Raw genomic sequence first — 13,904 nt, 5'->3', positions numbered from 1 at the left:
TCGGCATGATGTAATAGCCCAAAAACCTCACCATAGCAATGGAGCACAATTACAGTGTTTTATCGCTGGTTTTAAATTCTTTAATTAATCCTATAAGCCTCTCAAGAGTTTATAAACCCTTGAGAGGCTTTCCATTTATAAAACTTCTATCCAAAGAAACCATAATAAGAAACCCCACTTAAATTAGATTTTTAGTAAGACCTGTTTATTAAAGAGAATTACTAAGCTATGTATAGCTCCACGGCGCATGGAGAAGAATTATAAGATATCTTGCTAGGAGTATAAACCAGCCTATACCATTGAGCATTGACTTTTTTAAAACAATGTTATATATTAGTTAGGCAAACTAATTAATTTAACAGTCAGGGGTGAAGCAACTTGGAAAAGGTACTAAGGGAATTTATCACCACTCTGGATACTTCCTTTAAAAGGCTAGTAGCAGATACCATTGAAACAGCAGGTGTAAAAAATTTAAGCGTAAATCAGATTCAATATATTGAAGTTATAGGGAAATTAGGAAATCCTACATTAAGTGAGATTGCCGCTGAATTAAATATTACGAAAGCCTCAGCTACAGCCGGTGTAAATAAACTGGTCAACCTTGGTTACGCCAAAAAAAATCAATCTAACATAGATAAGCGTATCTACCATGTTACATTGACACCGACTAGCGAGATGTTTATTCAACTAGAACAACAGGCGTTAGAAGAATACGTTTCTTTCATTAGTCAATCCTTAACAAAAGAAGAGGAAGAACAGTTTTCATCCACACTCAATAAATTAATTCAGGGATTTTATAAAAGAAATAAGGAAGATGATTAATGTTATCATCTTACATCAATTAGTTAGTTAGACTAACTAAATTAATGGAGGCTGAAAAATGAGAATTTCTATTTTAACGACCGGCACAAGAGGAGATACCCAACCATTTATTGCTTTAGGCAAGGAACTAAAAGGCTTAGGGCATGAAGTCAAACTGGCAGGGTTTGAAAACTATCAACAATTAGTTGAGAGGCATGAGCTGAAATTTCATCCCATAAAAGGAGACATTTCAGAAATATCTAAGGAAATGGCTAAAAGTTCTATTAAGTCGGATAATCCAATCCAGTTTTTTACTAGCTTCCGTAAAATGAAGCCTTATATCAAAGATAAGCAAATGGGAATGCAGGAAGACTTGTATGAGGCGTGTGAGGATGCTGAAGCCATAATTTATCATCCAGGTGCTGCTATTGGACAGTTTGTAGGAGAGCTTAAAGGCGTCCCCACCATTTTGGCATCCCCTTTCCCTATGGGAGCCACAAAGGAATATCCAGCTCTGATATTTTATCAAATGAAATTAGGTAAAAAATTTAATTACTTGACTCATAAACTTTTTGAAAAAGGATTTTGGATGACAGTAAAACCACCAATTCGAGAGTATTGGAAAAAACAGTTTGATACCATACCTAAATCATTCCCCAACCCTTTTGGCAGAAGACTAACAAAAAATCATATAGCAATATCTTCAGTAAGTCGCTATGTGTTTCAAGAGCCTAAAAAATATACCCGATGGTTTGGATATTGGTTCCTGGAGGAGAATCTAAGTACTTGGGAGCCACCGGAGGATCTGCAAAACTTTCTTTCGGAGGGGCCGCCACCGGTCTATGTTGGCTTTGGGAGTATTTATGATGACAATGCTGTAGAAACCACGGAACTAGTTATAGAGGCTTTGAGGAAAGCAGGTCAAAGAGGGATATTAGCAACAGGCTGGAACTCTATGGAAGGCATCGAAGAGGTGGAAGATATGTATTTTATAAAAAGTGTCCCTCACTCATGGCTTTTTCCTAAACTATCAGGGGTTGTCCACCACGGTGGTGCAGGCACAACAGCTGCTGCTTTCCGCGCTGGGGTACCAAGCTTTGTCATCCCTCATGGAAATGATCAATACGCATGGGGTAAAAGAACAGAAGAGTTGGGTGTGGGACCATCCCCAGTGCCAAGAAAAAAACTTACAGTAGAAAATCTTGCGGAAGGTATACGAGGGATGCAAAGTGAAGGAATTAAATCGAATGTATACGCATTAGGTAATAACATTCAATTAGAAAATGGGGCTAGAGACGCTGCACGATATATTGACTCATTTCTTCAAAGATAGGAGGAGGAAATTTGGATAAAAGCTTCAAATTTGCCCCCATGTTTACAGTGATGCTTCTTGGTGCATTCATGGGGATTTTAAATGAAACACTATTGTCTACAGCTTTACCTACAATAATGATGGAGTTTGATATTAGTGAGAACAAGGTTCAATGGTTAACTACTGTGTTTTTGCTCACGAATGGTGTCATGATTCCTGTAACAGCATTTTTAATTGAGCGATTTACTAGCAGAAAATTGTTTCTGACAGCACTCGGATTATTCGGAATAGGAACTTTGCTTGCTGCATTTTCCTATTCGTTTCCTCTTCTTTTAGTTGGAAGAGTCATTCAGGCTGCTGGTTCAGGGATAATGCTTCCATTAATGATGACAGTTATCTTAGTGGTTATTCCAAAAGATCGACGAGGGAGGATGATGGGGTGGGCCGGAATTGTAATATCTTTTGGGCCTGCAATTGGCCCGACTCTGTCTGGTTTCTTACTTGAGTACTATTCTTGGCGCCCACTATTTTATGTAGTACTCCCCATAGTAGCAATAGTTATATTACTAGCCTTTAAATATGTGAAAAATGTAACAACCATTACGAAACCTAAGATTGATATAGTATCTATACTACTGTCATCACTAGGCTTTGGAGGCTTGCTTTACGGTTTTAGCAGTGCGGGTGAAAAAGGTTGGTCTAGCTGGATCGTCTTAGGGTGTATTATTGCAGGTTTCATTATTTTAGTTTGGTTTATCAGGAGACAGTTGCACCTAAAACAGCCTTTACTCCAGTTCAGGGTATTTCATTACAAGACTTTTACCCTTTCTCTAGCCATAACAATGATCGTAATCGTTTCGATGATTGGTGCTGAAACCCTACTTCCTCTATATATGCAAAACTTGAGAGGTTTTACCCCACTGGAGTCAGGGTTAATGCTTTTACCGGGAGCAATCGTAATGGGGGTTATGTCACCAGTTACAGGCACCCTTTTTGATAGATGGGGAGCAAGAAGACTTGCAATACCAGGGTTACTCATCGTGGTTGTCACTTCATTTTTATTCACGAGTTTAACTATGGAAACCTCATTCTTGTACTTGTGCTTAATTTATGCACTTCGAATGTTTGGCTTATCTTTAGCCATGATGCCTGTGATGACCAATGGACTAAATCAACTTCCTACAAAATGGAGTGCTCATGGATCGGCAATGGCGAATACTTTTCAACAAGTTTCTGGATCCATAGGAACTGCATTTTTAATTACCGTTTTGACTGTTTCATCAACTGGGTATGCAAGAGGGGCTAATAACTATGAACATTCTATCGATCAGGTACAACAGTCTGCTTTGTTGCAAGGATATAATAATGCATTCTGGTTTGCTTCAACCCTGGCGATAGTAGCCTTTGTATTGTCATTTTTTATAAAAGGTTCGATGAAAAATAGGAACAAGGTCGTTGGGTTATGACAAAATCAATAAGAATAAAGGTATAGAAGTTTATTACTTTTCCTTTACTGGTCAATATCTTACAAGAGAGCTTTCCCCCAATGTGATAGACTGATAATCAAATTTAAAAGGAGATTGCTCAAATGGGACAAGAAAAAAGAACGGTACGTTTTGATAACGATTTACAAATAGAAGCTTATCGTTTTGAAGGAATCATGCAAAAATTCCCCAATCACTTCCACGAGTATTACGTGATTGGGTTTATAGAGAGTGGACAAAGACGGTTATATTGTAAAAATAAAGAATATGAAATAGGTGCCGGTGATTTTATATTTTTTAATCCGCTGGACAATCATGCCTGTGAAGCAATTGACAACGATACACTAGACTATCGTTGCTTAAATATCAAGCCTGATATTATGCGAAAAGTTACAGGGAAAGGTTATCTTCCTACCTTTGCTTCTCCTGTTGCCTATAGTTGTGAACAAGCACATTTGTTGCGTAGTCTTCACGAGATGATTATGAATGAAACATCAGATTTCGAGAAAGAAGAGACCTTCTGTTTTCTTACTCAACAACTCATAGAAGAATATTCTCTAGCCATCGAAGACAGAGAAATAATAGTAACTAAACAAGAGGTTGAAAGGATCTGTCATTACCTTGATGTACACTATGCAGAACAAATAAATTTAGATGCTTTAGCAAAGATCGCTAATATGAACAAATATTCTTTGTTGCGTTCGTTCACTCGTATGCGTGGGATTACCCCCTATCGTTACTTACAAACGGTACGTATTAATGAAGCAAAGAAGAGATTGGAACAAGGTGCAAAACCACTTGATGTGGCGATAGAAACTGGTTTCGTAGATCAAAGTCATTTCAGTAAATTTTTCATGGAATTTATTGGATTAACACCTGGGCAATACAGGGATACCTTTATCCAGGCTGGTAAATGATTTAGCTTTAAATAAATTCCTCTAGGATTCTTATTTGTGAGTATCTCAGATACTAGGAGTACAATTCTAGTGAGTAAAAAAATCGTTATTAGAATAATGAAGATTTAAAGTAAGGTTGTGATTATTTTATGATTAATCAAGAAATACGATTTTCCAAAGCTCTCAAATCGATAGCTAGACATCAAGAACTAAAATCCTATTTTCAAAATTCAAAAGAATTTTTCCCGATTCTCGAAAAAGGTGCTAAGCGATTTGTGGCTGGAGAAAAACGTGAGGAAGGAATTGAGCGTGTTATAAATCTATATAACAAAGGACACGAGGTATCAATAGAATTCATTGGAGAAAATACAACATCCGAAGCAGAATGTATTCTTGCCAAAAACGAATTTAAAGAATTAATAAAAGAGCTCGGGGATAATCAATTGAAGACTACAGTATCATTTGATCTTTCTCATATAGGAATGATGCTTTCTGATGAATTAGCCTTTACTAATTTAAAAGAATTAGCAGAAGAAGCACAAAAGCATCATATTCAATTAATGATAAGTATGGAAGAATCCCAAAAAACGGACAAAATTTTATCCCTTTATCAAAAGGTATCAAAATCATTCACTAATGTTGGAATAACATTGCAAGTTCATTTGGAGCGTTCATCTGTAGACTTAAACGAACTGTTGAAAACTTCGGGTAGAATTCGTTTAGTAAAGGGCGCTTATCAAGAATCTGAAGGTTCATATATTCCGAGATCTGAAGAGTTAAATAAAAGATATATAGAATTTGTATCCACGTGTATAGATAATAACCACCCTTTGTCTGTTGCGACTCATGATGAAAGCATTTTGATCGATCTAAAAGCAAAAGGGCTCCTTTGCAGGACGAATGTAGAAGTAGAGATGTTGGATGGTGTTCGTCCTGACGTACTTAGAAGTCTTAATGAGGATAATATCCAGACGAAAGTTTATGTAACCTATGGCAGTGAGTGGTATTTATATTTAGTTCATCGTATAGCGGAATATCCTCCAAATATTTATTCTTTTATTTCAGATATAATCGAGCAAAATACACGGCCTAATGTAAATTAATGTGGAATCTAGGAGAGGTTTTGTGACTGGACAATGACTGGATACTATTCGTAAAGTATTAAAACTTATTGTGTTTAATCCATTTAGTTGCTAAGGAAAACCTAGTTATAACAAAGTTCTACATGGTCTGTTATAGTCTTTTTAACTGAGCGAGTGAATGGACGGCATGATGTAATAACGTCCAAAACCCTATTGTGAAAGGGTTTATAGCCTTATGTAACTCTTGAATGACATACTTTCTGTCATTCCAATATTTCTTCAAACCTCTCAATGTTCATTGAGAGGTTTTTTTGTGTCTTTAAGTATCTCTTCATTGAGATTTCGCAAAAATTTCAAATGTGGTCCACTCTTTTCATTATTAAAGAGGTCTATACTCTTCAAAAAGCATGATCTCATGTTCAAGTGATTTATATGAAAAAACCTCAAATATAATAGACACATGATAATTATGGCTTATGTTTTTCATTTGATCTTATACATCACTGTCCACGGATGCCTATTTCATAGTCCTTGCTGCATTTACACCATCATAGATATTATGGAGTACTCCAATCGAGTGAACTTTTTTGGAAAAACCAAAGTCATCAGGTATATTTTTTTAAAAAAATAATAGAGTGAATTAAATGGTAACGATTACTACTTATTGATATGAGGAGGATATTAATGATGACCATACCCACTTATACCATTAGTGGATTTTTAGGAAGTGGAAAGACCAAAGTTTAAGGATAGAGGAATGTGGGAGTAAAAGCATTGGATAGGAGGGGCGTATGACTTTTAGACTTTACAGCACATTATTGGATGTTACAGCAGTTTTGGCTTTCATCATTGTTGCGTATTTCGTTACTTATAGTCAATGGGTTGGAGAGAGTACTTCTCTGATCCTTCCCAATTCCTTCAAACAGCTTAATACGATCTTCCTTAGTCTAATCATTGAGGCAGTTCCTTTTGTCCTGATTGGCGTTCTTATTGCAGGGTGTATACAAATGTTTGTTACAGAAGAGCATGTAAAGCGATGGATCCCACATAATAAGTATCGGGCCATCATGATGGGGTGTCTGGTAGGAGCTGTATTTCCCGCCTGTGAATGTGGAATAGTCCCAATCTTGCGGCGATTAGTCGCAAAGGGAGTGCCATTGCATGCGGGGATTGGATTTCTTCTTACAGGACCATTAATTAACCCTATTGTTATTTTATCGACGTATATGGCGTTTGGAAATGATATTAGAATGGCAAGTTTACGGATGGGTGTAGGATTTGTTGCGGCGCTGCTGATAGCGCTCTTAATCAGCCATCTTTTTAAGTCAAACCAGCTTAAACACTCTGTTTCTGATTTGTATGGATCTGAAGGGCTTCCAAAAGCAGAGGAGTCGTTAGTAAAAAAGCTTAAGGGAATGTGTATACATTCTATCGACGAATTTTTTGACATGGGTAAGTACTTAATTATTGGTGCTTTTGTTGCTGCTTTTGTTCAAACATATGTACAAGCACAGTCACTCTTTTTGTTTGGAGAAGGGTTGATGGGGTCAACAGTTGTCATGATGGGATTGGCTTTCTTTTTATCATTATGTTCGGAGGCAGATGCTTTTATCGGAGCTTCCTTTAGTAGTTTATTTCCTCCCGGCGCTGTTTTAGGCTTTTTAATCTATGGACCTATGATTGACTTGAAAAATACCATTATGCTGTTGAGTGTGTTTAAATCCAGGTTTGTTTTCACATTACTCCTGTCAATTACTGTCATAGTTTTTGTATGTACGATCATTATATCTTTGGTGGGCAGGTGAGTGGGTGGTGCGCTTTCATTTTTATCAATTTTTGAAGCTAATCCTATTAGCCGCCTTTGCTTTTTTTCTTGTCAAATTGCATTACACAGGGGAAATTTTGAAGTTAATTAACCCCAAATATGTTCTGATGAGTCAGGTGGCCTCTGGAGTTATCCTCCTCCTATTTTTCGTCCAGTTAGGGAGAGTATGGGATGAAAATACTGACGAACATGCATTCTGCACTCCTGGTTGTACTGTGGACCACGATCACAAGCAATCGTATTTAAAGAGGTGCGTGAGTTATTTGGTTCTCCTTTTTCCTTTATTTACAGGGTTTGGACTAAACCTGACCTCCCTAGACGCAACGATTGCCAAAAATAAAGGCTCCCTTCTCCCTAGAGGAGAAAGTTCATATCAAGTGGATCAATCATCTAATTCAACTTTTGATGAGAACGAGCCAATCCCAAATAACAACTATTTAACAGATGAAGAATATGAACAAAAAATGGATGGTTTAAACGATAATGTGATTCAGATGAACGAGGATATTTACGCTTCTTATTATCAAGAAATACAGACGAACCACTCTAAGTACGTGGGGAAAACGATTCAAATCAAAGGTTTTGTGTACAAGGAGGAAGGTTTAGATTCTAATCAGCTAGTGGTAGCAAGGTTTCTTATCACCCATTGTGTTGCCGATGCCAGAGTCATTGGACTGTTGAGTGAGTCTAACCAGGCAAGCAATTTTAGTGAAAATACGTGGGTGGAAGTAACTGGAGTTATAGGTGTAGAAGACTACAACGGGGTCGAACTCCCATTCATACAGATAAAAGAAATTACTCAAATTTCCGAACCAACCAACCCTTACATCTTCCCTATTTTAACTAAAATTCTTTAGAATCCTAAAGTAGTCGATAAAAGTTATAGTCGGCTGTCTTCAAATTTTGACTATAGCTTATAAAAAGGTGAGCACACAACTCTGGATAAAGGGTGAAGCATTATGAATTTAACTACTGCCATCCAAAAGCTAAAAGAAAAAGGATATAAACACACAAAGCAACGAGAACGATTGCTGGAGATTTTTGTGAGTCAGGACCAATTTATTGCTGCAAAAGAAATTCTAAAAATGATTCAAAAAGACTTTCCAAGTGTAAGTTACGATACGATATATAGAAATTTGTACCTTTTAACGGATGAGGATCTATTGGAAGCGACAGAGCTCCATGGAGAAAAGCATTTTCGATTAGCCTGCAATTCTAGTGGTCATCACCACCATTTTATTTGTACCATTTGCGGAAGTACTAAAGCTATTGAATTCTGTCCTATGAATGCCATCCATGACAAATTGGGTGGGTATCAGGTTGTAAATCATAAATTCGAAATTTTTGGAGTATGCCCTCAATGTCATTAAGCCGGTTGTAATATACCGGCTTATCTTAAAAGATATAATAGTAATGATTACTATTTACAAACAGTAATCATTACGATAGAATGATTATGGAAAAAGGAGGAGAAAAAGATGTTTAAAAAAATCATAGGTGTTCTTATTCTATTTTCTTTATTTTTAGTAGTAACTGCTTGTGGAGAAGAAAAGTCAAGCAGTAGTGAAGAAGGCAAAGAATCAGGGGGTTCAAGAGATGAATTAAAGATATATACAACGGTTTATCCTCTTCAGTTTTTTGCAAAACAAATTGCAGGGGATCAAGCTACGGTAGAATCCATTTTGCCCCCTGGATCAGATCCTCATACTTATGAACCAACATCGAAAGAGATGGTAGAGTTTGCAGAAGCTGATGCTTTCATCTATAACGGAGCTGGCTTAGAGTCCTATGCCAAGCAAATCTCAGAATCTATTCAATCTGAAAATGTCAAAATACTAGAAGCATCAAAAGGGATCAATCTTGAAGAGCACGTCCATAATCATGAAGGAGAAAAAGGCACTCATGAGGATGAACATGCACACGAAGGAAAAGAAGGAATTCACGAGGAAGAAGAAAGTAATCATGAAGATGAACGTTCTGGACATAATCACGGGGACCAAGATCCACACGTGTGGCTCGATCCTATACGTTCTATCCAACTAGCTGAGAATGTTAAAGATATACTTATTGAGCTCAATCCTGAGCAAGAAAAAACATATAATGAAAACTTTAAAGAATTAAAAAGTAATCTTGAAAGTTTAGATCAAGAATTCCATGATCAACTTGAAAAAGCACCAAAGAACAAGATAATTGTATCTCATGCGGCTTATGGATACTGGGAACAAGCCTACGGCATTGAACAAATTGCCGTTTCTGGCTTAAGCCCTACCAATGAACCTTCACAAAAAGAGTTGGAAACAATTATTGAGACGGCTAAACAGCATAACTTGAATCATGTATTTTTCGAACAAAATGTTACTCCTAAAGTTGCTGATGTCGTTAGAAAAGAAATTGGGGCAGAAGCTCTACGTCTTCACAATTTATCAGTATTGACAAAAGATGATATTAAAAATGAAGAGGATTATTTTACTCTAATGCAGCACAATTTAGAAGTATTAACAGAAGGTTTATCCGGATCCTCCTCCGAATCGAGGAAACCCTGAATTGACATACTTTCTGTCATTCAAAAAGGCTTAAATTCATATTATAGTTAGCCTCTCATTAGTTCCCAGAACTTTTGAGAGGCTTTTTTCTATTTCAGTTAAAGCAAAATCAGTTCATTTAAAATGCATAGGATAGATAGAGGACATAGTTTCAGGATTGTAATTGCAACGATTACCCTGAGTACACAAACAGTGAAATGAAATAATACGTTTATTCACCAAGGATTCAAAAGAGTATTGGGACTTAGGATTAAATACGTTTAATATTATCTAAAAAAATTCTTTGCAAAAATCCAAAAACACATTTGAAAGGGTTTGCAAAATTCCAATGTTAGTCTATACTGTATATATAATTAATTCATTGAATTAAATAAAAAGGGGTGTGTGGATTGAGAAAAGTGATGTTCGGTTTTTTCGTCATAGTTTTGGTTAGTCTAGTTGGGTGCGGACCAGATGAGTCTTCAACTAATCCTTCTGAATCTGAAGAATCTGAGAAACCAGAGAAGCTGACGATATGGGAAGACATTGGAAAGGCAAAAGCTTTGGAACCAGCTATTGAAAGTTTTGAAGAAGAGCATGGGATCTCTGTTGAGGTTAAAGAAGTTGAGATGTCATCAGAAATGAAGGAGCGTATCCGATTAGATGGTCCAGCGGGGACAGGACCGGATGTGTTTACTCTTCCTCATGATCAGATTGGTCAACTCGCAACTGAAGGAATTCTTCAACCACTGAAATTCGAAGATTCCGTTTTAAATACCTTTACAAAATCTTCCTTAGCCTCTCAAACTTTCAAAGGAGAAATATATGGACTGCCCAAAGCTACTGAAACCGCAGTATTCATCTATAACAAAGACTTAATGAAAGAAGTACCTGCAACTTCTGAGGAACTGTTTCAGCTATCCAAAGAGAAAAGAAGTGATGAATCCTATGGGTTTTTAGCCGTCTGGAGCAATCTTTATTTTGGATACAGTGTCATTGGAGGCATGGGAGGATATATTTTCGAAGAAACCAATGGAACACTTGACCCGACACAACTGGGGCTTAATAACGAAGGAGCTGTTGAAGGAGCAGCTTATATTAGAAAATGGTACGAAGAAGGGTTGTTCCCTAAAGGGCTTTACGGAGAAAACGGTGGTTCAACGATGGATAGCTTGTTTACAGAAGGGAAAGCAGCTGCTGTCATGGCGGGACCGTGGGCTTTTCAAAGTTACGAAGATGCTGGGGTGAATATAGGGGTCGCGCCGTTGCCAAAACTTCCTAATGAAAATCCAATGAAAACTTTTATTGGGGTGAAGGGATGGCATGTGAGCAGTTTTTCTAAACATACAGACTGGTCACAAAAGCTTGTTGAACATTTAACGAACTATGAAAACGCAAAGGTCAGGTTCAAAACCACAGGAGAAATTCCACCGGTTAAAGAGCTTTTGGAAGACCCTATAATTAAAGATAATGAAAAAGCAAACGCGGTTTCTGTACAGTCGCAAAGCGGAGTACCTATGCCGAACATTCCGGAAATGGCAGAAGTGTGGGGACCGATGGGGACAGCCCTTGAACTGATCACCCTTGGAAAGTCCGAGCCTGAAGAAGCATTGGATGAAGCCGTCGATTCGATTAAATCCAATATTAAGGCCAATCATAGCCAGGATTAACGGTCTAATTTTTTCAGCCACTAGAGGAGAGGAGTTCTAATGAATGAGTGAGTTGGCAGAAAAGCAATCATTAAGAGAGGAAGAAGAGGGGGTAAGGGGTTACGAGGAAGGAAGGGAGACTCCTCCTCCGAATAAAAAAACAACGAAGCATCGGAAAGTAGCGGTGGGTTTGTCCGTTATCCCTGGTCTCGGCCAACTATACAATCGGCAATTTGTAAAAGGGTTTATATTCTTATTCATTACTGCTGTATTCTTTATTGCTTTTAGGGACTTGTTGGATATCGGTTTGTGGGGGATTGTTACCCTGGGAACTGAACTTCCTCGAGACCACTCTATATTTCTATTAGTGCAAGGGGTCATTGCGCTGATTGTCAGCTTTTTAGGATTAACCGTTTATGGATTTAATTTCTACGATGCTTACCAAATCGGAAAAAAGCGAGATCAGGGCCTTTCACTGAATACGGTGAGACAGCAGTATAAAAATTTAATCGACACGGGTTTTCCTTATTTAATGTTGACACCAGGTTATCTACTGTTGTTGTTTGTGGTAGTTTTTCCAATTATCTTTATGATTCTGTTGTCGTTCACCAATTATGATTTATATCACTCCCCTCCAGCCAGCTTAGTGGATTGGATTGGCTTCCAGAACTTTATCGATATTGTGAAAATCGATATCTGGAGGGAGACGTTTCTAAGCGTATTTTCATGGACCGTCATCTGGACCTTTGCAGCCACTACCGGTCAGGTTGCCATAGGAATTCTACTGGCTGTAGTGGTCAATCAGAAAGATATTAAGTTTAAAGGTTTAATTCGAACCGTCTTTATACTTCCCTGGGCGATTCCGGCTTTCGTTTCGATCCTTGTATTTGCAGGCATGTTTAATGAGAGTTTTGGTGCTATCAATGCCAGCTTATTGGCAGTGTTTGGAATTGACCCCATTCCATGGCTGACCGAGCCATTCTGGACAAAAATCGCTCTAATTGGAATCCAGTGGTGGCTGGGCTTTCCTTTTATCTTCGTAATGGTAACAGGGGTCATTCAGTCGATACCCGGTGAACTTTATGAAGCGGCATCCTTAGATGGGGCCTCAGCCTGGGATCAATTTAGGAATATCACACTGCCGATGATTTTGTTCGCCACAGCGCCAATCTTGATCACCCAGTACACCTATAACTTCAACAACTTTAATGTCATTTATCTGTTTAATGGAGGTGGACCAGCTGTTTCAGAGCAAAATGCTGGGGGTACGGATATCCTCATTTCATGGGTGTATGATCTGACGATTGCGTCTGCTCAGTATGGAAAAGCTGCTGCGATCACTATGGTCCTTTCTCTGATCGTAATTGGAGTTGCTCTATGGCAATTCAGAAGAACGAAATCGTTTAATGAAGAGGATATGATGTGATATGAGTATCAAAACACGTAATATAGTCCGCCTTGCTTTGTCTTATGGATTGATTCTCTTTGCCGGAGCAACGGTTCTTTATCCGGTGCTGTGGATTATTGGTGCCTCCTTGAATCCGGGAGACAGTTTGACAAGTTCGTCTATTATTCCTGAAAAAGTCACGTTGATCCACTATAAGGATCTCTTTGATGTAGGAGAGACTCCTTATCTATTATGGTACTTGAACACGCTTAAAATCTGCTTTTTGACCATGGTACTTGCCGTCCTTTTAATCGGCATCACTGCTTATTCTTTCTCTCGCTACCGTTTTATAGGAAGAAAATATGGCCTAGTGCTATTTCTCGTTTTACAAATGATTCCGAACTTTGCGGCACTGATAGCTATCTATGTTCTTGCTAATATGACAGGCCTCATCAATACCCATTTGGTTCTGATTCTAATTTATGTAGGCGGGTTAATCCCGATGAACACCTGGCTGGCGAAAGGCTACTTCGATACGATCCCGAAAGAGCTTGATGAATCAGCGAGTATGGATGGGGCAGGACACTTGAGAATTTTTTGGCAGATTATTATGCCACTGGCAAAACCGATTCTTGCGGTTGTGGCGTTATTCAGTTTTATTACCCCCTTTACAGACTTTATCTTAGCGACAATCTTGTTGCGTTCAGAAGAAAAATATACTCTTGCGGTTGGACTCTATCAAATGATAAGTGCCCAATTTGGGAATTCGTTCACTCAATTTGCTGCAGGAGCTGTACTGATCGCTATTCCTATTAGTATTTTATTTTTATCCTTGCAACGATATTTTACATCTGGGCTCACAGCTGGAGGCACTAAGGGATAAACCTTGTATTATGCGTGGTTCTTCTATTGAATGTCTGATATATTGGAAATAGATACTATTTTA

At 38.0% G+C, this 13,904-nt stretch carries 12 protein-coding genes; all 12 read left to right on the top strand.

Going from position 1 to position 13,904, the window contains the following annotated elements; all coding sequences use genetic code 11:
- Window positions 1–378: 378 nt before the first annotated feature.
- The 12 genes from ACRYKC_RS18235 to ACRYKC_RS18180 all read left to right on the top strand — a co-directional run bounded on the left by ACRYKC_RS18235 (window position 379) and on the right by ACRYKC_RS18180 (window position 13,841).
- Window positions 379–822 carry a MarR family winged helix-turn-helix transcriptional regulator gene (locus ACRYKC_RS18235; protein WP_433808968.1) on the top strand — a complete coding sequence of 148 codons (444 nt, stop codon included), beginning with the start codon at window positions 379–381 and terminating at the stop codon, window positions 820–822.
- 58 nt (window positions 823–880) lie between these two features.
- A complete protein-coding gene (locus ACRYKC_RS18230) occupies window positions 881–2,134 on the top strand; it encodes a glycosyltransferase (protein WP_433808966.1) in 1,254 nt (417 codons plus the stop codon).
- Between the two features lie 38 nt (window positions 2,135–2,172).
- Complete coding sequence (locus tag ACRYKC_RS18225) at window positions 2,173–3,579, top strand: MDR family MFS transporter (protein WP_433808976.1); 1,407 nt, start codon at window positions 2,173–2,175, stop codon at window positions 3,577–3,579.
- Between the two features lie 122 nt (window positions 3,580–3,701).
- Window positions 3,702–4,514, top strand: coding sequence for a helix-turn-helix domain-containing protein (locus ACRYKC_RS18220; protein ID WP_433808964.1), 813 nt, complete (start codon window positions 3,702–3,704; stop codon window positions 4,512–4,514).
- A gap of 128 nt (window positions 4,515–4,642) precedes the next feature.
- On the top strand, window positions 4,643–5,596 hold the full coding sequence (locus ACRYKC_RS18215) for a proline dehydrogenase family protein (RefSeq protein WP_433808962.1): 954 nt from the start codon (window positions 4,643–4,645) through the stop codon (window positions 5,594–5,596).
- A gap of 770 nt (window positions 5,597–6,366) precedes the next feature.
- Window positions 6,367–7,380: a permease gene (locus tag ACRYKC_RS18210; protein ID WP_433808960.1), complete on the top strand. Its 1,014-nt coding sequence runs from the start codon at window positions 6,367–6,369 to the stop codon at window positions 7,378–7,380.
- Between the two features lie 4 nt (window positions 7,381–7,384).
- A complete protein-coding gene (locus ACRYKC_RS18205) occupies window positions 7,385–8,257 on the top strand; it encodes a TIGR03943 family putative permease subunit (protein ID WP_433808958.1) in 873 nt (290 codons plus the stop codon).
- Between the two features lie 102 nt (window positions 8,258–8,359).
- Complete coding sequence (locus ACRYKC_RS18200; RefSeq protein WP_433808956.1) at window positions 8,360–8,770, top strand: Fur family transcriptional regulator; 411 nt, start codon at window positions 8,360–8,362, stop codon at window positions 8,768–8,770.
- A 108-nt stretch (window positions 8,771–8,878) separates the two neighbouring features.
- Window positions 8,879–9,943, top strand: coding sequence for a metal ABC transporter solute-binding protein, Zn/Mn family (locus tag ACRYKC_RS18195; protein ID WP_433808954.1), 1,065 nt, complete (start codon window positions 8,879–8,881; stop codon window positions 9,941–9,943).
- A 401-nt stretch (window positions 9,944–10,344) separates the two neighbouring features.
- Entirely contained in the window at window positions 10,345–11,592 is a 1,248-nt protein-coding gene (locus tag ACRYKC_RS18190) for an extracellular solute-binding protein (RefSeq protein WP_433808974.1), read from the top strand.
- Between the two features lie 43 nt (window positions 11,593–11,635).
- A complete protein-coding gene (locus ACRYKC_RS18185) occupies window positions 11,636–12,997 on the top strand; it encodes a carbohydrate ABC transporter permease (RefSeq protein WP_433808952.1) in 1,362 nt (453 codons plus the stop codon).
- A gap of 1 nt (window position 12,998) precedes the next feature.
- Window positions 12,999–13,841: a sugar ABC transporter permease gene (locus tag ACRYKC_RS18180; protein ID WP_433808950.1), complete on the top strand. Its 843-nt coding sequence runs from the start codon at window positions 12,999–13,001 to the stop codon at window positions 13,839–13,841.
- Window positions 13,842–13,904: the final 63 nt, after the last annotated feature.

It is taken from the genome of Halobacillus sp. A1-3 (assembly GCF_050971765.1).
GTDB lineage: Bacteria > Bacillota > Bacilli > Bacillales > Halobacillaceae > Halobacillus > Halobacillus mangrovi_B.
This window is presented reverse-complemented; position numbering and strand designations above follow the sequence as displayed.

Excerpts from the sequence above, each read along its gene's own strand:
- ACRYKC_RS18215 (WP_433808962.1), top strand. The coding sequence starts at position 4,643 with ATGATTAATCAAGAAATACGATTTTCCAAAGCTCTCAAATCGATAGCT.
- ACRYKC_RS18220 (WP_433808964.1), top strand. The coding sequence starts at position 3,702 with ATGGGACAAGAAAAAAGAACGGTACGTTTTGATAACGATTTACAAATA.
- ACRYKC_RS18185 (WP_433808952.1), top strand. The coding sequence starts at position 11,636 with ATGAGTGAGTTGGCAGAAAAGCAATCATTAAGAGAGGAAGAAGAGGGG.
- ACRYKC_RS18210 (WP_433808960.1), top strand. The coding sequence starts at position 6,367 with ATGACTTTTAGACTTTACAGCACATTATTGGATGTTACAGCAGTTTTG.
- ACRYKC_RS18190 (WP_433808974.1), top strand. The coding sequence starts at position 10,345 with ATGTTCGGTTTTTTCGTCATAGTTTTGGTTAGTCTAGTTGGGTGCGGA.
- ACRYKC_RS18230 (WP_433808966.1), top strand. The coding sequence starts at position 881 with ATGAGAATTTCTATTTTAACGACCGGCACAAGAGGAGATACCCAACCA.
- ACRYKC_RS18225 (WP_433808976.1), top strand. The coding sequence starts at position 2,173 with ATGTTTACAGTGATGCTTCTTGGTGCATTCATGGGGATTTTAAATGAA.
- ACRYKC_RS18200 (WP_433808956.1), top strand. The coding sequence starts at position 8,360 with ATGAATTTAACTACTGCCATCCAAAAGCTAAAAGAAAAAGGATATAAA.
- ACRYKC_RS18195 (WP_433808954.1), top strand. The coding sequence starts at position 8,879 with ATGTTTAAAAAAATCATAGGTGTTCTTATTCTATTTTCTTTATTTTTA.
- ACRYKC_RS18180 (WP_433808950.1), top strand. The coding sequence starts at position 12,999 with ATGAGTATCAAAACACGTAATATAGTCCGCCTTGCTTTGTCTTATGGA.